At 56.1% G+C, this 18843-nt stretch carries 21 protein-coding genes; 12 read left to right on the top strand and 9 right to left on the bottom strand.

The genetic code is table 11. The annotated features are described in order from the left end of the window. Positions 1–35: 35 nt before the first annotated feature. Positions 36–695 (bottom strand): DedA family general envelope maintenance protein YghB, encoded by a 660-nt coding sequence (gene yghB, locus ADJ24_RS07285; RefSeq protein WP_023309176.1) that lies wholly within the window; start codon positions 693–695, stop codon positions 36–38. A 143-nt stretch (positions 696–838) separates the two neighbouring features. Beyond that, positions 839–2026: a cystathionine beta-lyase gene (metC, locus tag ADJ24_RS07280; RefSeq protein ID WP_023309175.1), complete on the bottom strand. Its 1188-nt coding sequence runs from the start codon at positions 2024–2026 to the stop codon at positions 839–841. A gap of 251 nt (positions 2027–2277) precedes the next feature. On the opposite strand from metC, the gene exbB reads away from it, so the two are divergent. Both exbB and exbD read left to right on the top strand, forming a co-directional pair. Beyond that, a complete protein-coding gene (gene exbB, locus ADJ24_RS07275; RefSeq protein ID WP_023309174.1) occupies positions 2278–3009 on the top strand; it encodes a tol-pal system-associated acyl-CoA thioesterase in 732 nt (243 codons plus the stop codon). Between the two features lie 4 nt (positions 3010–3013). Then, positions 3014–3439: a TonB system transport protein ExbD gene (exbD, locus tag ADJ24_RS07270; protein ID WP_023309173.1), complete on the top strand. Its 426-nt coding sequence runs from the start codon at positions 3014–3016 to the stop codon at positions 3437–3439. A gap of 42 nt (positions 3440–3481) precedes the next feature. On the opposite strand, the gene ADJ24_RS07265 is transcribed toward exbD, so the two are convergent. Together ADJ24_RS07265 and ADJ24_RS07260 are read right to left on the bottom strand one after the other, a co-directional pair. Then, entirely contained in the window at positions 3482–3931 is a 450-nt protein-coding gene (locus ADJ24_RS07265; RefSeq protein WP_023309172.1) for a hypothetical protein, read from the bottom strand. A 1-nt stretch (position 3932) separates the two neighbouring features. Then, positions 3933–4337 carry a hypothetical protein gene (locus ADJ24_RS07260; protein WP_023309171.1) on the bottom strand — a complete coding sequence of 135 codons (405 nt, stop codon included), beginning with the start codon at positions 4335–4337 and terminating at the stop codon, positions 3933–3935. A 103-nt stretch (positions 4338–4440) separates the two neighbouring features. Here ADJ24_RS07260 and ADJ24_RS07255 point away from each other — a divergent pair, with 103 nt between their 5' ends. Continuing rightward, entirely contained in the window at positions 4441–4944 is a 504-nt protein-coding gene (locus ADJ24_RS07255) for an ESA_00282 family adhesion-associated protein (RefSeq protein ID WP_023309170.1), read from the top strand. Between the two features lie 81 nt (positions 4945–5025). Next, positions 5026–5514, top strand: coding sequence for a TIGR00645 family protein (locus ADJ24_RS07250; protein WP_023309169.1), 489 nt, complete (start codon positions 5026–5028; stop codon positions 5512–5514). A 78-nt stretch (positions 5515–5592) separates the two neighbouring features. Here the strand turns inward: ADJ24_RS07250 and ADJ24_RS07245 are convergent, their stop codons facing one another. Then, positions 5593–6633, bottom strand: a complete 1041-nt coding sequence (locus tag ADJ24_RS07245; RefSeq protein WP_023309168.1) for an aldo/keto reductase — start codon at positions 6631–6633, stop codon at positions 5593–5595. Between the two features lie 230 nt (positions 6634–6863). On the opposite strand from ADJ24_RS07245, the gene ADJ24_RS07240 reads away from it, so the two are divergent. Both ADJ24_RS07240 and ADJ24_RS07235 read left to right on the top strand, forming a co-directional pair. Continuing rightward, a complete protein-coding gene (locus ADJ24_RS07240; protein ID WP_023309167.1) occupies positions 6864–8411 on the top strand; it encodes a methyl-accepting chemotaxis protein in 1548 nt (515 codons plus the stop codon). 127 nt (positions 8412–8538) lie between these two features. Next, positions 8539–8793: a hypothetical protein gene (locus ADJ24_RS07235; RefSeq protein WP_023309166.1), complete on the top strand. Its 255-nt coding sequence runs from the start codon at positions 8539–8541 to the stop codon at positions 8791–8793. A gap of 98 nt (positions 8794–8891) precedes the next feature. Here ADJ24_RS07235 and ADJ24_RS07230 read toward each other — a convergent pair whose 3' ends face one another. From ADJ24_RS07230 to yghU, 4 genes are all read right to left on the bottom strand, one after another. Continuing rightward, positions 8892–9242, bottom strand: a complete 351-nt coding sequence (locus ADJ24_RS07230; protein WP_023309165.1) for a DNA-binding protein — start codon at positions 9240–9242, stop codon at positions 8892–8894. A gap of 12 nt (positions 9243–9254) precedes the next feature. Then, positions 9255–9587 carry a type II toxin-antitoxin system RelE/ParE family toxin gene (locus ADJ24_RS07225; RefSeq protein WP_023309164.1) on the bottom strand — a complete coding sequence of 111 codons (333 nt, stop codon included), beginning with the start codon at positions 9585–9587 and terminating at the stop codon, positions 9255–9257. Positions 9588–9780: 193 nt separating this feature from the next. Continuing rightward, entirely contained in the window at positions 9781–10113 is a 333-nt protein-coding gene (locus ADJ24_RS07220) for a YMGG-like glycine zipper-containing protein (protein ID WP_023309163.1), read from the bottom strand. Between the two features lie 160 nt (positions 10114–10273). Beyond that, on the bottom strand, positions 10274–11140 hold the full coding sequence (gene yghU, locus ADJ24_RS07215; protein WP_023309162.1) for a glutathione-dependent disulfide-bond oxidoreductase: 867 nt from the start codon (positions 11138–11140) through the stop codon (positions 10274–10276). A gap of 245 nt (positions 11141–11385) precedes the next feature. Here yghU and ADJ24_RS07210 point away from each other — a divergent pair, with 245 nt between their 5' ends. From ADJ24_RS07210 to gss, 6 genes are all read left to right on the top strand, one after another. Next, on the top strand, positions 11386–12975 hold the full coding sequence (locus ADJ24_RS07210; protein ID WP_023309161.1) for an ABC transporter substrate-binding protein: 1590 nt from the start codon (positions 11386–11388) through the stop codon (positions 12973–12975). 45 nt (positions 12976–13020) lie between these two features. After that, a complete protein-coding gene (locus tag ADJ24_RS07205; RefSeq protein ID WP_023309160.1) occupies positions 13021–13974 on the top strand; it encodes an ABC transporter permease in 954 nt (317 codons plus the stop codon). A 5-nt stretch (positions 13975–13979) separates the two neighbouring features. Further along, entirely contained in the window at positions 13980–14825 is an 846-nt protein-coding gene (locus ADJ24_RS07200; RefSeq protein WP_023294546.1) for an ABC transporter permease, read from the top strand. Next, the gene (locus ADJ24_RS07195; protein ID WP_023309159.1) at positions 14818–15795 is read left to right on the top strand and encodes an ABC transporter ATP-binding protein; all 978 of its coding nucleotides are present in this window, start codon (positions 14818–14820) and stop codon (positions 15793–15795) included. The genes ADJ24_RS07200 and ADJ24_RS07195 overlap by 8 nt, the downstream gene beginning before the upstream one ends. Further along, positions 15792–16769, top strand: a complete 978-nt coding sequence (locus tag ADJ24_RS07190; protein WP_023309158.1) for an ABC transporter ATP-binding protein — start codon at positions 15792–15794, stop codon at positions 16767–16769. The genes ADJ24_RS07195 and ADJ24_RS07190 overlap by 4 nt, the downstream gene beginning before the upstream one ends. Positions 16770–16879: 110 nt before the next feature. Then, the gene (gss, locus tag ADJ24_RS07185; RefSeq protein ID WP_023309157.1) at positions 16880–18745 is read left to right on the top strand and encodes a bifunctional glutathionylspermidine amidase/synthase; all 1866 of its coding nucleotides are present in this window, start codon (positions 16880–16882) and stop codon (positions 18743–18745) included. The last annotated feature ends 98 nt before the right edge of the window (positions 18746–18843 follow it).

The raw sequence follows: 18843 nt of genomic DNA, 5'->3' as shown, positions 1-18843 counted from the left end.
CTCTCCCCTATGGGGAGAGGGTCAGGGTGAGGGGATCACGCGCTGCAGTACTTCTTCTTAATCACCACCGCGATGGTTCCCACCAGTCCTGCCACCAGCAGGAACATCGGCAGCACCATCAGGAAGGTCATCACCTGATCTTCATGGTGTTTCACAAAGGGGATCATATTCAGCGCATAGCCGAGCGTGGTGACTACACCCACCCACAGCAGAGCGCTCAGCCAGTTGAAGAACTGGAATCGGCGGTTTGACAGACCGGAAATGCCCGCCATCGTAGGCAGAAGCGTGCGAACAAACGCGAGGAAACGCCCCGCCAGCAGGGCCAGCAGGCCATGCCTGTCGAACATGCAGGTCGCACGCTGATGATATTTATGCGGTAACTGCGCCAGCCAGCCTTTTACGACGCGGGTATTCCCAAGCCAGCGGCCCTGCAGATAGCTCAGCCAGCAGCCCAGGCTGGCTGCAGAGGTGAGAATAACCATCGTTGGCGTGAAGTCCATGACGCCTTTCCCGATTAATGCCCCGGCAAGTAAAAGCAGGCTGTCACCGGGTAAAAACGAGGCTGGCAGTAATCCATTTTCCAGAAACAGTGTTGCGAACATCACGAGGTAAACGATACCGACGACGTGAGGATCCGCCAGCGCGGCAAAGTCGTGTTGCCAGAGCGCCGCGATAATATCTTGAATAACAGCCATGGACTTTCCTGTGGAACAGCAGATATAGCGCTATTGTACTCCCTTATTCGCCCGTCGGGTTTGATCCCGGGCGCAACTCATGCAGACTTTTCTCATTGCCGTGTCCACAAAAGCGTCCAGAAAGTACATTTTCAGCCAGCACTCTACACGATACGCTCGAACCCTGCTGCTAAATCGGCAATCAGATCGTCAACGTTTTCTAAACCGATATGCAGTCGAATCAGGGTACCGCTGAAGTCCACTTCACCGCCGGGACGCAGAGCCGCAACCTGTTCCGGCTGATTAGGCAGGATCAGGGATTCAAAACCGCCCCAGGAGTAGGCCATGCTGAAGAGGGTAAAATTATCCAGATAGCTCGCCAGCTCGTCGTTATTTAGCCGCTTTTTCAGTACGAACGAGAACAAACCGCTGCTGCCCGTAAAGTCACGCTGCCAAAATTCGTGGCCTTTACTGCCCGGTAGCGCGGGATGATTCACGCGCTCAACCTGCGGATGCTGCGCCAGCCATTCGGCCACCTTCAGGCTGCTTTCATGGTGCTGACGAAGGCGAACGCCCAGCGTGCGGAGTCCGCGGCTGGTCATGTAGGCCGTATCTGCATCCACCATCTGGCCCATCAGGTAGGCATTTTCACGCAGCTGATCCCAGCAGCGCGCGTTGGAAACCGCGGTGCCAATCATGCCGTCAGAGTGGCCTATCAGGTATTTCGTCGCCGCCTGAATCGAGATATCAACGTCGAATTCCAGCGCTTTAAACAGCACGCCCGCCGCCCAGGTGTTGTCGATCATCACGATCGCCTCTGGGGCTTTGCTGCGCACGGCCTTCACGATAGCCGGCACGTCGTGAACTTCCATGGTGAGCGATCCCGGAGATTCCAGGAACACAATGCGCGTGTTTGGCTGAATAAGTTCGGCAATGCCTTCGCCAATCAGCGGGTCGAACCAGCCGGTCGTTACGCCGAGCTTGCTGAGGATTTTGGTACAGAAGTCCTGGCTGGGTTCATAGGCGGTGTTGGTCATCAGGATATGGTCGCCCTGTTCCACAAACGCCAGAATGGTGTTGGCGACCGCCGCCGCCCCGCACGGGAACAGCGCGCAGCCCGCGCCGCCTTCCAGCTCGCACATCGCCTCCTGCAGCGAAAAATGGGTTAGCGTGCCGCGACGGCCATAAAACAACCCGCCTTTCGCGCGGTTGCGCGTGGCAATTTTTTTCTCCTCAACGGTATCAAACACCAGCGAGGAGGCTCGTTGAATCACGCTGTTGACCGATCCCTGCGTATATTTTTTGCTGCGTCCTGCCTGTACCAGCGTGGTATCAAGATGCTTCTTTGTCATGTTCGCTAACCCTGTTTTTATACGTCTGGACGTCCAGACTACCACGATTGGAAAAAACTGCACCCCGAGGCTTATCGAATAAGCAGAAAATATTAGCAAAAATTCGCATAAGAAATTTTTACTGCGTAAGCGCAAGGAAAGTGAGCGAAAATTACGGCACCATGCAAATACTAATGAGAACTACTATCAATTCGACGACGTTTTGATATTATTACGCTCAGATTTTGTGATTTGCGTCCTGGAGATACAGAGTGGGTAATAATTTGATGCAGACGGATCTCTCCGTTTGGGGCATGTATCAGCATGCTGACATCGTGGTTAAGATTGTGATGATCGGCCTGATTCTGGCGTCCGTTGTCACCTGGGCTATTTTCTTCAGCAAGAGCGCCGAGCTGCTTTCTCAGAAGCGCCGCCTTAAGCGGGAACAGCAGCAGCTGGCAGAAGCCCGCTCTCTGGATCAGGCTGCAGATATGACCTCATCCTTTCACGCGAAAAGCCTGACCACCCTGTTAGTGAATGAAGCACAGAACGAGCTGGAACTCTCCGCTGGCAGTGAAGATAACGAAGGCATCAAAGAACGTACCGGTTTCCGCCTGGAGCGTCGCGTTGCGGCCGTTGGCCGACACATGGGACGCGGCAATGGTTATCTGGCGACCATCGGCGCGATCTCACCGTTTATCGGTCTTTTCGGAACGGTCTGGGGCATCATGAACAGCTTTATCGGTATCGCGCAGACCCAAACCACCAACCTGGCGGTCGTGGCGCCGGGTATCGCAGAAGCGCTGTTGGCGACGGCAATCGGTCTGGTTGCCGCTATTCCGGCGGTGGTCATCTACAACATCTTCGCGCGTATGATTGGCAGCTACAAAGCCACGCTGGGTGACGTTGCCGCGCAGGTTCTGCTGCTGCAAAGCCGCGATCTCGACCTGAACGCCAGCTCGGTTAAGCCGGTGCACGCGGCGTCTAAACTGCGCGCAGGTTAAGAGTATGGCGATGCGTCTAAACGAAAATCTGGACGATAACGGCGAAATGCATGAAATCAACGTGACGCCGTTTATCGACGTCATGCTGGTTCTGCTGATTATCTTCATGGTGGCCGCACCGCTGGCGACGGTGGATGTGAAGGTTAATCTGCCTGCCTCTTCCAGCCAGCCCCAGCCGCGCCCGGAGAAGCCTATCTACCTGTCGGTGAAGGCGGATAAATCCATGTTCCTCGGGAATGACCCGGTGACGGCCGACTCGGTCATCCCGGCGCTGGAGCAGCTTACGGGCGGTAAGAAAGACACCACGGTCTTCTTCCGTGCGGATAAAACCGTTGATTATGAAACCATGATGAAGGTAATGGACACGCTGCATCAGGCGGGTTACCTGAAGATTGGACTGGTCGGCGAAGAGAAAGCGGCCTCGAAGTGATAAAGAAGCTGGCGAAAGCCGGCTTTTTTTATGCCTGCCGGTTTATGCGTTTTTGCTATCCGTCGGTGCGGTAGAGGGGGTTGCCAGCGCGTCCTCATCAAGCGCAACGCAGGTGACGTTTGAGGTACGGTACTCACCGTCGGACAGCTTGCGCGTCAGGCGCAGGGTGGCGATTTCTCTGGCAAGCAGATATTGATAATTGGCCTCAAGACGTCCCAGAAGCTTCTCTTTCAGTTCTGGCCGCTGCTCTATGATGGCGTTCATCACGGCACCGTAAATTTCTTCTTTGACCTGTAGCGGATAAATTTCACGGCGATTCTGCCATTTCAGACGAACCAGCGTCGCCGGGATCGATACCAGGTCTTGCGTAATACGCGTCATCTCGTCATTTTTTGTGTTTCTCAGCGCGTCGAGATTTTGCTTTAAGATAAATTCATCACTTTTTTTATCTTCTAAAGTCAAATAAACGTCGTTGTTTTTAACTTCTTTCACGTTAATCTTCCCCCAGGCTATAAAAAATTGGGTTGTTTTTTTCGCGCGTAATTAAATTAAGCCAAATTTCATTGCCCGCTTCATTAATTTCTTCGGTTTTCTCGGCCATTATTTGACTTAGTTTCTGGGCATCTATTTCACCCTCGGCCTGCAGGTCATTCAGCAGGTGGACAAAGGCTTCAATTTTTATGGCGCGAAATAAGCGGTCTTTTATATGGCGATCGTGCTCTTCCAGCAACATATTTCGGGATTTGCCAGTTCGGGAAACACCAATTAATATATCGGGCTCGAAATCAGAGAGCTTTCTTTTCCCCTGAGTGAAACTGGCCTCTTTTTCTGCTTCCGTCGGTTGCTGTTCCACAGGCGTAATGTGGTACTTAGCCGGGACGAGATAGTCGGGCAGCATTTTTAATTTCCTTTATTTTCAACAGGGTGGGGTTGGTAAAGGCGTGAGATTCGTTGACAATATCATGAGGCAAATTTAAAATCAAAAAAAATGGAGCCTACCCATGAACAGCATCTTTTTTACGGTCATCACATTACTATTACTGACCGCTGGTGTGCTTTTATTGATGCAGGAGTTCAATAAAACGAAAGTGTCGAAAGACACCAGTGAACCCCCGCAACCTGAACTGATGACAAAAGAGGAAGGGGAAGACCATTTCTCTGTATTGATGAACTCCGTTACGCCTGTCTGGTACTGGCGGGTGAACCACGAATATATCGACTTTTTACACGCGACAATTAAGCGCATGAAAATGTCGGAAATTAATGACACGCCCGGACTGTTTGAGGCGCAGCGTCGCTGTAGCGATCTGAATTCAGCAGTCTATAAATATTATGACAATATTAAAAAGCGCTGCCTTAACGGCGAGAAGGTCTCTTATTCCGATCTGGACGTATTAAATTTGCGCCAGTGTTTTCGCGAGTTCAGTCTGGAAGCCTATCCTGAACTGGTGGCGCTTGTCTGGCCGGAGTACGCACGTCCCGAGGTTAACCCAGACAACGTCTGAGTGACGTACCGTTGAGTTATTGCAAACAGCCAGCGCCGTTGAGATATACTGGGCGCTGGTTTCTTTTGCAAACAGGACTTTATGGAACGCTTTTTTGAAAATGCCATGTACGCCTCTCGCTGGATACTGGCCCCCGTCTATTTTGGCCTCTCGCTGGCACTTATCGCGCTGACGATTAAGTTCTTTCAGGAAATCTGGCATGTTCTGCCGAACATTTTTTCTATAGCCGAAGCGGATTTGATTCTGGTACTGCTGTCGCTGGTGGATATGACCCTGGTGGGCGGGCTGCTGGTGATGGTGATGTTCTCCGGCTACGAGAATTTTGTCTCCCAGCTCGATATCGACGAGCGTAAAGAGAAGCTCAGCTGGCTGGGCAAAATGGATGCTTCGTCGCTGAAGAATAAAGTGGCCGCGTCGATTGTGGCGATCTCCTCTATCCACCTGCTACGCGTGTTTATGGACGCGAAGAACGTGCCGGATAACAAACTGATGTGGTACGTCATCATCCACCTGACGTTTGTGCTGTCTGCGTTTGTGATGGGGTATCTGGATAAGATCAGTAAGAAGTAAACTACATCTAATACCCTTCACCCGCCCTCTCCCCAAAGGGGAGAGGGTTAGGGTGAGGGGGGAAGGCATCAGACCGTACTATTTATCCGACGACGCCTGCCACAGATTCAACTCCCCATCCGCAACATGCTGATCAATCCGCTTGAGTTCGTCCTCCGTAAAGCGCAGGTTTTCCAGCGCCTGAATATTCTCTTCCAGCTGTTCCGGGCGGCTTGCGCCAATCAGCACGGACGTCACGCGCGTATCTTTCAGCAGCCAGCTTAGCGCCATCTGCGCCATCGTTTGTCCGCGCGCCTGCGCCATCTCATTCAGCAGGCGAAGGCTGTTCAGGTTGGCGTCGGTCAGCATCTTCTGCGTCAGGCCGCGCGCTTTATTCCCTTCGCGCTGCATGCGTGAACCTTCAGGAATACCGTTCCGGTATTTTCCGGTCAGCAGCCCCTGCGCCAGCGGGGTAAAGGCAATACACCCCGTACCGTTTGCTTCCAGCGCATCCAGCAGGCCGGTCTTATCGACCCAGCGGTTAAGCAGGTTATAGGACGGCTGGTGGATCAGCAGCGGGATCTTCCACTCGCGCAGCAGCACGGCCATTTTCTGCGTGCGATCGGTCGAGTAGGAGGAAATGCCGACATACAGCGCTTTCCCACTCTGCACGGCGTGGGCCAGCGCAGAGGCCGTCTCTTCCATCGGCGTGTTTTCATCCACGCGGTGGGAGTAGAAAATATCCACGTAGTCGACGCCCAGACGCTGCAGGCTCTGGTCGAGGCTGGCGAGCAGATATTTGCGTGAACCGCCCGAACCGTACGGCCCTGGCCACATGTCGTAACCCGCCTTGGTGGAGATAATCAGCTCGTCGCGGTACGCGGCAAAGTCCTCACGCAGCAGGCGGCCGAAATTCTCCTCCGCGCTGCCCGGCGGCGGGCCATAGTTATTGGCGAGATCGAAATGGGTGATGCCGAGGTCGAAGGCTTTTCGCAGCAGCGCGCGCTGGGCGTCAAGAGGCTGGACGTGGCCGAAACTATGCCACAGTCCCAGCGACAGCGCGGGCAGGCGAAGGCCACTTTTACCGCAATAACGATATTGCATACTCTCATAGCGGCCAGGGTAAGGGTGCCAGGACATGATGTCTCCTTTCTTATTGATGAATTTTTCGAAACAACGTTTTCATCTGAACTTACCACATCGCAAATGACATCCCTAAGCTCGGGCCTAATGATTAACGACTGCTGTGTGACCAGTGAAGCCACGCTAATTAAAAATGATCACAAAACGTTATAATTTCCCTTTTTCCTGCCGATAACGAGAGTAGTACTCGCCTCTGGGCGAACTCACCCTCACGGCAAGGAAGACTTATGAATATGCTCCGTAATTTCACGATCCGTTTCGTCATGCTGACGATTCTCGGGATCTTTTGTTTAATGTGGGCAGGCGTTGGGTTGTACAGCACCTGGTCCCTTTCTCGCGTATCAGATGGCAATGAAGTCGACCGCCAGCTGGTTAAACAGATGACGGTACTCAGCCAGGGTAACGATCAATATTTCCGCTTTGTGACCCGTCTGAGCCGTGCGATGGAAGTCAAAGCCGCAGGCGGCACGCCGGATCTGTCCTCTGCCCAACAGGCGCTGGATAACATGGGCAAGAAACTGGCCGAGATGAAAGCGATCTCCCCAGGCCCGATGGATGAGCAGATCTCTTCCCGGGTGATCGGCTCCTGGCAGGCGCTGCTCGAACAGGGCGTAACGCCGCAAATGCAGCAGGCGAAGCAGGGGGCTCTGGAGGGGTATCGCCAGCAGGCCAACAACGTCACACCGCCGCTGAGCCGCGCGTTCGGTGCGGCCGCTGAGGAGTTCAACAATGCCGCCGCGAAGTCGCTCGACAGCACCCGCGTGGTGGTGGACGGCCTGACAAGCATGACCCGCACGGTGATTATCGTCGCCACGATTATCGGCCTGCTGATCCTGCTCTTCACCGACCGTTACCTGGTGGCGATGCTGGTCAAACCGCTGGCTCGCATTCGCCAGCAGTTCCGCCAGATTGCCCAGGGCGATCTCAGCCAGCCCATTGAGCCGTTCGGTCGTAACTGCGTGGGGCAGCTGGTGCCGCTGCTGAGCGCTATGCAGGACAGCCTGCGCGAAGCGGTCAGCACGATTCGCTCCGGCAGTGAAAACATCTGGCGCGGCGCGACGGAAATCTCCAGCGGTAACAACGACCTCTCTTCCCGTACCGAAGAGCAGGCGGCTGCGCTGGAAGAGACGGCAGCCAGCATGGAACAGCTGACCGCCACGGTGAAACTGAACGCGGAAAGCGCGCGTCAGGCCAGCCAGCTGGCCGATGTGGCCTCAACAACCGCCAGCCGCGGCGGCTCGCTGGTGGAAGAGGTGGTGACCACCATGAGCGGTATTTCGGAAAGCTCGAAGAAAATTGCTGAAATCACCAACGTGATCAACAGCATTGCCTTCCAGACCAATATTCTGGCACTCAATGCGGCGGTTGAAGCGGCGCGCGCGGGTGAACAGGGGCGTGGTTTCGCGGTGGTGGCAGGCGAAGTGCGCAACCTGGCAAGCCGCAGCGCCAACGCGGCCAAAGAGATTGAAGGGCTGATTACCGATTCCGTTTCCCGCGTAGAGCAGGGGGCACAGCTGGTGAGCGACACCGGCACCACCATGGATGCGATTTTGCGCGACGTGACGGAAGTGACAACCATCATGAAGCAAATCGCTTCCGCCTCTGAGGAGCAAAGCAAGGGCATTTCGCAGGTCGGGATTGCCATTACCCAGATGGACGGCGTTACCCAGCAAAACGCCTCGCTGGTTGAAGAGGTTTCTGCCGCGGCGGCGGCGCTGGAGCGCCAAACCGAAGATCTTCAGCGCTCTGTGCAGAAGTTCCGCCTGACGGCATAACGCAGCGTATAAGGCCGCCTTGTGCGGCCTTGTATTATTAACGCCTTCCCCATTCAGCCCCTTCTGAAACTGCTATTCTTTTGCTAACCCCACTGACGTTCTGGGCTCTCTTCTTCGAGGTGTTGCTATGAACAGATCGTTATCTGTCATTCCTGTCCTTTCTTGCATTCTTCTGATGCTGTTCTCGGTTTCTGCCAGTGCGACCCAGCAGGCGCAGGAGCGGCGCGTGGCGCGTGATGTCAGGCAGGAAACCCGTGACGCGTCGCGGCAGGTGAAGCAGACCTGCGTGGCGAACAATAACCAGAGCAATCACGACTGCCGTCAGGACAAGCGTCAGATGAAACAGTCCGGAAGACAAAAAGCGCGGGACATTAAGTATTAATGCAGCAGGTGAGGCGGCATGCAGGCATGTCTCTTACCGCCTTTTCCAGTAGCGTTTCAGTATGACGCTCGTCATTGATGCTTCGCCCGGCTAGAACTTTAGGGCGTATTTTGACGTGCGTCCCACGCTGGTGCGTTTAACCCTGCAGCTGCAATTCGGGAAATCGGATATCCCGTTGCGGATGCCACTTCCGCAATACGCTTAAATGAAGGGTTACCGTTTGGTGAAAGTGATTTATAGAGTGATTCGCGAGAAATGCCTGCACGTTTAGCAATGACGGTCATCCCGCCAGAGGCTTCAATCACATGTCGTAAAGCCAGCATGAACGCCTCATAGCCTCCGGGCTCGTCAATTTCAATAAAAGCCTGATGAAGATATACGGGCGCGAAATCCGGAGAATCTTTCAGGAGCTGTACTATTGCGTCATCATGAAGTACTGATTTAGCCATTCCGATTTCCTCTTATATCCTGCGCTTGTAGTCGTTGAGATACTCAACGGCCCTGTCAATATCTGCATTTTGCTTTTTTTTCGTTCCAGTCAATAGCACCAGACTCACTGCGCCATCTGCCGGATCTAAGACTTCGCTGAAATAGACGCGGTAACCTGGCCCCTGGTCAATCCTGAGTTCTGAAACGCTCTCTCTGCATGGCTTGCAATCACCATAGTTACCCGTAGACATTCTGGCGACACGTGTAGCAATCATGGCTTTAGCTATGGGATCTTTCACACTTCTCAAATATGCATCAAAAGGGTCGTACCCGTCTGCTGTGATGTAGTGTTTGACCTTAGCCATTATTGTAGCCTGTAGTTTACGATAAGCAAATGCATTGTAATCTTCAGGCTACGACAGGCAACTGTTCACAGGGTTGTGGCAGTGGGGAAGATGTGATTTCTGAAAGCGGATCGCAAAAATGTGAGACCTTGTGCGGAGGGATTACTGCATAGCAACGAGGCCGGGCTCGCAGAGCGCTGCCCGGCTGTATTTATCAGTGCGTCGCTTCACCAATCAGCGCGCCCGTGCCCGCACCAACGGCTGCACCTTTCAGCACGCTCTTGCCGGTAAGCGCTGCGGCACCTGCGCCTACGGCAGCTCCTACCGCGCCGCCCTTACGTGCGTCTTTGCCCTTTTCGCCGTTTTTGAACATGGCACCGGTACCTGCGCCTACAACGGCGCCGCCAACGGTCGATTTCAGATCTTTGCCCGTAGCCGCGCCAATCGCCGCGCCTGCTACCGCGCCGGCGGCAGTTTTGTCGATGGCCATTCCCGAGGTGGAAAAAATGAGGGCGCTGATAACCAGCGTTGTTTTAATAAGTTTCATAACAGATCCTTTGTGACTGCTGTCGGTTGAGACGTCATTTCTCACTCTCAGACGCGAGAAAAACGTCCAGATAGTGCCAGCAATACCGGCTCAACCTTTAAGCTAATCATGCCCTGGGCAGGGATCTCAGTTGCCGGGCGGGGATCCGCCCGGCGGAACATTACGCCTGACGCTTATCTTCCGTATTGGTATCGAAGTCGCTTGCCGCATGGCGCTCGTGGAGCTGCTCGTTCAGCTCGCCGCTGGTGCGGTTAACGATACGGCCGCGCTTAACGGCATGGCGATTCGCCACGTCTTTCGCCCAGCGCTGGACGTTAGTGTACTTCTCTGCGTCGAGGAACTCGGCGGCGTTATAGACGCTGCCCAGCGCCACGCAGCCGAACCACGGCCAGATGGCGATATCCGCGATGGTGTACTCCTCACCCGCCACGTAGCGGCCGCGCGCCAGCTGTTTATCCAGCACGTCGAACAGGCGTTTGGCTTCCATGGTGAAGCGGTCAATCGCGTACTCAATTTTAACCGGCGCGTAGTTGTAGAAGTGGCCGAAGCCACCGCCGAGGAACGGCGCCGCACCCTGCAGCCAGAACAGCCAGTTCAGGGTCTCGGTGCGTCCCGCCGGATCTTTCGGCAGGAAGTGACCGAATTTCTCTGCCAGATAAAGCAGGATATTGCCGGACTCAAATACGCGCGTTGGCGGGTTCGTGGAGTGGTCACGAAGCGCCGGAATTTTCGAGTTCGGGTTCACCTCAACAAACCCGCTGGAGAACTGATCGCCCTCGCCGATGCGGATCAACCATGCGTCGTACTCCGCGCCCGTCACGCCCAGCGCCAGCAGCTCTTCGAGCATGATCGTCACTTTCTGGCCGTTCGGGGTCCCGAGAGAGTAAAGCTGCAGCGGGTGGGAGCCCACGGGCAGATCTTTCTCATGGGTCGCGCCGGAAATCGGGCGGTTAATATTGGCGAACGCGCCGCCGCCGTTCTTTTTCCATTCCCACACTTTTGGTGGCTGATACGTGTTGTCTGACATGTTGGCCTGCCTTTTGAGTGATGTGTTGAGGCAGTGTAGCAGGAGATTTGTGAAGCGTTTAACGTTGCGAGCGCAATCAATTAACCGCTATTCCTTCCGGCGCTTATATATATCAAATCCGGCATAAGCTTAATCGAAAATCGCATTTTCATAATTAATGCGTAAACCGATAAAGCTGAATATGATGCTTCAACATAAATAAAAAATGCAGTAATAAACACTTTATAAGGCAAGGAGTTAGTGAGATGCGCAAGCTTCTGTTATCGGCAGTGGTGGTTTCGCTCGCGTTAGGCCTGGCGGGCTGTGATGATGCGAAAAATAAAGAGACAAATACGCCCTCAGCGGCAAAAAACGACGCGCCAAAAGAGGGCGGTTCGCTAATAATTGGAATTACCTCCGGCGACCCGTTAGCCGTTAATCCGCTCTATGCCAGTGACCGTACGACGTTAACGATCATGCAGGCGCTCTATGCCCCGCTGTACAGCTTTAATAACGGCAACATTGAGTGGGGCCTGGCGGAAAGCCTGACGCCTTCCGCCGACAACCTGAGCTATACCCTGACGTTAAAACCCAACCTGAAATGGCAGGACGGCCAGCCGCTGACGGCGGATGACGTGGTCTTCACCTTCAACAAGCTGCTGGATGCCAAACAGCACAGCTTCTTCCGCAGCATGTTCACCTACGGCGACAAGCCTGTTGAGGTGAGTAAGGTTGACGACCGTACCGTTAAGTTCACCCTACCGCAGGTCAGCGCGGCCTTTACCGGCACCCTGGTACAGATCTACCCGATTCCGCAGCACGTGTTCGCCGGTGAAGGCGACCTTGAAAAGAGCAGCAAAAACGATGCGCCGGTAGGCTCCGGGCCGTTCAAATTCAAAGAGTATCGCGCCGGGCAGTATTACGCCCTGACCCGTTTTGACGATTACTGGAACGGCAAAGCGAAGCTTGATTCGGTCACCTACCGTTTCGCCAAAGACAGCAACGCCGCCAACCTTGCGCTGCAAAACGGGGAAATTAACCTCAAGATGGTTGACCCGCAGGATGTGAACCGCCTGAAAAATACCGGTAAGTTTGACTTCGTGGTCTATCCGGAAGGCCGTCTGGCCTATATGACGTTCAACCAGAACGTGCCGGTGATGAAGAGCAAAGCGCTGCGCCAGGCCATCGCGTATGCCATCAACAAGGACGAGCTCACCCAGACCGCGTTTACCTCGCTGGACTACGCTAAACCGGCGACCTCGTTCCTGACGCCAGATACGCTTTACAAGACGGATGACGTCGAGCAGTACAAGTTCGATCTGCAAAAAGCCAAAGACCTGCTGAAGACGTCCGGCGCGCCGGACAACCTCAAGCTGCGCCTGGCGTATGTGAACACCAACAAAACCCAGGAGAGCATGGCGCTCTACATTCAGCAGGCGCTGAAGGGCATTGGGGTGAACGTGGAGCTGATGCCGCTGGACTCCAACGCCATGTCTCAGCGCAGCCTCGATATGAACAACACCGCGTGGGAGCTAAACCTGGGCGGCTACATCATGGGCTCCGAGCCAGACGGTTACAAATCGCTGTTCATGAGCAACGAAGCCTATAACTACGCGCACTACAAAAATCCGCAGTTTGATGCCCTGTGGGATAAAGGCGCAGTGGAAACCGACGCCGCGAAACGGGCCGATATCTATAAGCAAATTCAGCAGACCGTGGCGAACGACATGACGTACTACCCGATCGCCTACACCAATGCGACCGTCGCGGTGGACAAGCGTTTTGGCGGCACCGAGGAAGCGGAGCCGAAACCGGTCTATCTGTTCCAGGATCTGTCAAAAATCTATCAGAAATAAGTGATTGCCCCGGCCGTCAGGTCGGGGCCTTGGTAAGGGCACGTCGTGAACACACTCCTCACGCGTCGGCTGCTGCAGCTGCTGCCGATGCTGTTTTTTATTTCACTGGTGGCGTTTCTGCTGGTCAAGCTCGCGCCTGGCGATCCGGTGGCGGCGTACATTACGCCGCGTATGGCCCCGGAAGACATCGAGCGTATTCGCCAGAGCCTGGGGCTGGATAAGCCGCTGGTCACGCAGTACGTCCTGTGGCTGAAAAACGTCCTGCAGGGCGATCTCGGCTATTCGCTGATTTATCATCGCCCGGTGCTGGAGATGATCGGCGAACGTATTCCGGCCACGCTGGGGCTGATGGGCGCGTCGCTGCTGATGGCGATCGTGCTGGCGATCCCGCTGGGGCTGCTGGCGGGGGCATTTAAGCACCGCTGGCTGGATCATCTGCTCAATTTATTCGCCTATATCGGCATTTCTGTTCCGATATTCTGGTTCGGCATCCTGCTCATCACCGTTTTTTCCGTGCAGCTTAACTGGTTCCCTAGCATGGGAATGCGCACCATCGGCATGGAGGATAACGGGCTGGATCTGCTGCGTCACGGCGTGCTGCCGTGTATTGCCCTCACGTTCTACAACCTCTCCAGCTACGTGCGCTACATCCGCTCCAACACCATCTCGCAGCTCTCGGCCGACTACGTGCAAACCCAGCTTGCCTACGGCGCGACGCGCTCCAGTATTCTGTTTCGGCACGTGCTGAAAAACGTGCTGCTGCCGGTGATTACCCTGTTCGGCCTGTCGTTCGGAGAGCTGATTGTGGGGGCCTATGTGACGGAAAGCGTCTTCTCCTGGCCGGGTATGGGGCTGCTCGGGATCCAGTCGATCGCCTCGCTGGATTACCCGCTGATTATGGCGATCATCATGCTCTCGTCGATGATGCTGATCGTCGGAAACCTGATCGCCGACGTGCTTTATCGCTTCGCCGATCCCCGCATTCGTACGCTGAGGTAGCCCGGATGAGCAGACGCTGGCAGCAGGTTCGTCACCAGCTGCGCCGCAACCGTCCGGCGCAGTTCTCCCTGTTTGTGCTTTTTATTTTCGTTGTCGCCGCGCTCTGTGCGGGCTTAAGTCCGTACGACCCGGATCGGATGGCGCTCGGCGCGCGCACGTTGCCGCCGGATGCCGCGCACTGGTTTGGCACCGACGAATACGGCCGCGACTACTTCACCCGCGCGCTGTATGGCGGCCAGATCTCCCTGATGGTCGGTTTTCTCGCCATGCTCTTTTCCACGCTTATCGGCACGGTGGTGGGAACGGTGAGCGGCTATTTTGGCGGCTGGCTGGATAACCTGATGATGCGCGCTGTGGATATCCTGATGGCCATTCCGGCCTTCTTCCTGCTGCTTGTAGTAAATGCTTACCTCAAGCCGGGCGTGGATAACATCATTCTGATTATCAGCCTGCTGACGTGGATGAACATGTCGCGTCTGGTGCGTGCTGAAACCCTGTCGGTGAAAGAGCGCGAGTACGTGCTTTATGCCCGCGCGTCGGGAGAGCATCCGCTGCGCATCATCGTGCGCCACATCATTCCCGGCGTGCTGCCGACCATTATCGTGGCGGCCACGCTCAATATCGCCTCGGCCATTCTGATGGAGTCAACCCTGAGCTTCCTGGGGCTGGGCGTGCAGGCGCCTGCGGCGTCGTGGGGAAGCATGCTTAACAACGCGCAGTCTTATATTGGCGAAGCGTCGTGGCTGGCGATGTTCCCCGGCATTCTGATCCTGCTGACGGTGTTCAGCTTTAACGTGCTGGGCGATGTGTTCCGTACCGCCTTTGAGCCGGGAGCGAATCGCGATGAGTAACTTATTAGCGCTTGAGAACCTGCAAACCACGTTCCGCACCCGCGAGGGCGAGGTTCACGCGGTGCGCGGCGTGAGCTTTCAGGTTAAGCCGGGGGAAGTTGTCGGCATCGTCGGCGAATCGGGCTGCGGGAAAAGCGTCACCTGTAAGTCAATTATCCAGCTTCTGGGGAGCAACGGACGGATAACCGGCGGCAGCATCCGCTTCCAGAATGAGGATCTGGCGCAGAAAACGCCCGCGCAGATGCGCGCCATTCGCGGCAACGAGATCGCGATGATTTTTCAGGATCCGATGACCGCCCTGAACCCGGTGCTGACCATCGGCAAGCAGATGGCTGAGATCCTGATGCGCAACAAAGGGTTGACCAAAAAAGCGGCCAAAGCGGCGGCCATCGCCATGCTGGAAAAGGTGGGCATTGCCGGGGCGGAACGGCGATACGACCAGTATCCTCACGAGTTCAGCGGCGGCATGCGCCAGCGGGTAATGATCGCCATTGCGCTCTCCTGCAACCCGAAGCTTCTTATTGCCGATGAACCGACCACCGCGCTGGACGTCACCATTCAGGCGCAGATCCTGCGCCTGCTGAAAAGTCTGCAGCAGCAGACCCGGACCGCGATTTTGCTGATCACCCACGATCTCGGCGTGGTGGCGCAGGTCTGCAGCCGCGTGGTGGTGATGTACGGCGGGCTGGTGATGGAGGAGGGCAGCGTGGAGGACATTTTTTATCGCCCTGCGCATCCTTACACCCAGGGGCTGCTGGCCTCGCTGCCGCGCCCGGATGAGGTGAATCAACGTCTATCGCCTATTGAAGGTTCGCCGCCCGGCCTGCTTAACCCGCCGCCGGGCTGTCCGTTCGCGGAGCGCTGCCCGAAGCGCATGCCCCAGTGTGAACGACAGCCTGCATTTTACGCCGCCGGAGAGGGCCATCGCGCCGCCTGCTGGCTATGGGCCTACAAGGAGATTCAGGCATGAATGAACAACAGGCGCCATTAGTGAGCGTGCGCGAGCTGCGCAAACACTATCCGCTCAACGGCGGTTTGCTGCGTAAAGGCGCGGCCGTGAAGGCGGTTGACGGCGTGAGCTTTGATATCCAGCCCGGCGAGACGTTTGGCCTGGTGGGGGAGTCCGGCTGCGGAAAATCCACCCTCGGGCGCGCCATCCTGCGCCTGTTCGATATCACCTCAGGCGAGATCCACTTCGCCGGGCAGGCGATTGCCCACGCCCGCGAAAAAGAACTCAAGCCGCTGCGCAAGCGGATGCAGGCGATTTTTCAGGATCCTTACTCCTCGCTCAACCCCGGTATGACGGTGCGACAGCTGGTGGCCGAGCCGATGCAGATCCACGGCTACAGCCGCGAAGAACAGCGGGAACGGACGGAAAGGCTGCTCTACAGGGTGGGGCTGAAGCACGAGCACCTTGAACGGTTCCCGCATGAGTTCAGCGGCGGGCAGCGTCAGCGCATCAGTATTGCCCGCGCGTTGTCCGTGCATCCTGAATTCGTGCTGTGCGATGAGCCGCTCTCGGCGCTGGACGTCTCGGTGCAGGCGCAGGTGGTGAATATTCTGCAGGATCTGCAGCAGGAGCTGGGGCTAACCTACCTGTTCATCGCCCACGATCTCTCCATGGTGCGGCATATCTCCAGCCGCATTGGGGTGATGTATCTTGGCAAACTGGTGGAGGTGGCCCCGGCGAATGAACTGTATCAGCGTCCGGCGCACCCTTACACCCGCGCGCTGCTGGCGGCGGTTCCCCAGCCCGATCCGCGCATCCGCAACCTCGAAGACGCCACCCTGCGCGGCGACGTTCCAGGCCCCACGTCCGCGCTGCCGGGCTGTAAGTTCTGCAGCCGCTGCCCGCACGCCATGCCGGTGTGCCAGACGCAGGAGCCTGCCATGCAGGAGATCGCGCCAGGGCATTTCGCGGCGTGCTGGCTGTTTAACATGTAGTTAATGCGCTGCGCGGGTGTATGATAAATGTCCCTCTGTCAGGTTAATTACAACGTGCAGACGACGACAACCCATAAAAAATTGCCGGCTGCCTGTTTTAGGTTGGATACATGCGTAAAGGAAAGTTAAGCAGTGATGCGCCATTCGGGACATTGTTAGGCTATGCGCCCGGTGGCGTGGCGATTTACTCTTCAAATTACGGCAGTCTGGACCCGCGAAGCTACCCGCAGGACGCAGATTTTCGCAGCTATATCGGCAACGAATACATGGGCCACAAGTGGCAGTGCGTTGAGTTTGCCCGCCGTTTCCTGTTTCTCAACTATGGCTTTGTGTTTACCGACGTCGGCATGGCGTGGGAAATCTTCTCCCTGCGCTTTTTGCGTCAGGTGGTGAACGATAACATTCTGCCCCTTCAGGCCTTTGCCAATGGTTCGAAACGCGCGCCGCGCGCCGGAGCGCTGCTGATCTGGCAAAAGGGCGGCGAGTTTCACGAGACCGGCCACGTGGCGGTGATCACCCAGCTTCTCGACGATAGGGTGCGTATTGCGGAGCAGAACGTGATTCACTCCCCGCTGCCGCTCGGGCAGCAGTGGACGCGCGAACTGCGTCTGAGCGTGGAGAACGGGTGTTACACCATCCATGACACCTTCAACGACACGGAGATTCTCGGCTGGATGATCCAGACCGACGACGCGGAACACAGCATTCCCCAGCCGGAAATCGACGGCGAACTGCTTAAAATCAGCGGCGCGCGGCTGAAAAACAAGCGTCAGTTCGACGGAAAATGGCTTAACGAAAATGATGTATTGCAGCAGGCGTATATCCGCGCCAACGGCCATGTGATCAACAAAGATCCCTGCCAGTACTTCACCATTACCGAAAGCGCCGAGCAGGAGCTGATCAAGGCCACCAACGAACTGCACCTGATGTACCTGCACGCGACGGACAAGGTGCTGAAAGACGACAGCCTGCTGGCGCTTTTCGATATCCCGAAAATCCTCTGGCCGCGCCTGCGCCTCTCCTGGCAGTGGCGTCGCCACCATATGATCACCGGTCGTATGGATTTCTGCATGGATGAGCGCGGCATTAAGGTTTATGAGTACAACGCTGACTCCGCCTCCTGCCATACCGAGGGCGGGCTGATTCTCGAAGAGTGGGTGAAAAACGGCTATCGCGGCAACGGGCATAACCCGGCGGAAGGGCTGCTGGAAGAGCTGACCGGGGCGTGGAAGCACAGCCACGCGCGGCCGTTCGTCCACATCATGCAGGACAACGATGTCGAAGAGGACTATCACGCGCTCTTTATTCAGCGTTCGCTGATGCAGGCCGGGTTCGAGACCAAAATCCTGCACGGGCTGGAGGCGCTCAGCTGGGATGCCGCCGGACAGCTGATCGACGACGAAGGCCGCCACGTCAACTGCGTGTGGAAAACCTGGGCGTGGGAAACGGCGATTGAGCAGATCCGCGAGGTCAGCGAAACCGAATATGCCGCCGTGCCGATCCGCACCGGGCATCCCGAGGGCGAGGTGCGCCTGATTGACGTCCTGCTGCGCCCGGAGGTGCTGGTCTTCGAACCGCTGTGGACCGTGATTCCCGGCAACAAGGCGATTCTCCCGGTTCTGTGGCAGCTGTTCCCGAACCACCGTTACCTGCTCGACACCGATTTTGAGGTTAACGAGCTGCTGAAGCAGACCGGCTATGCCGTCAAGCCGATTGCCGGACGCTGCGGCAGCAATATCGACCTGATTAGCGCCCAGGACGAGCTGCTGGATAAATCCAGCGGCAAGTTTGTTGACCGCAAGAACATTTACCAGCAGCTGTGGTGCCTGCCGAAGGTCGACGGTAAGTACATACAGGTCTGCACCTTCACCGTGGGCGGGAACTACGGCGGCACCTGTCTGCGCGGCGATGACTCGCTGGTGGTGAAGAAAGAGAGCGATATCGAGCCGCTGATTGTGGTGAAGGACTCGCTATAAAAATCCCCCCGCAGGGCTGAGGATTGCCTACAAAATAATGCCTGCACGGACGGCCCCCTCTCCCTTGAGGGAGAGGGCTGGGGTGAGGGGGAACATAC

The sequence above is a fragment of the Enterobacter sp. 940_PEND genome (assembly GCF_001059415.1).
Classification (GTDB): Bacteria; Pseudomonadota; Gammaproteobacteria; order Enterobacterales; family Enterobacteriaceae; genus Enterobacter; species Enterobacter cloacae_M.
Note: the sequence above shows the minus strand (reverse complement) of the source record. Positions and strands in the feature narration are given on the sequence as shown.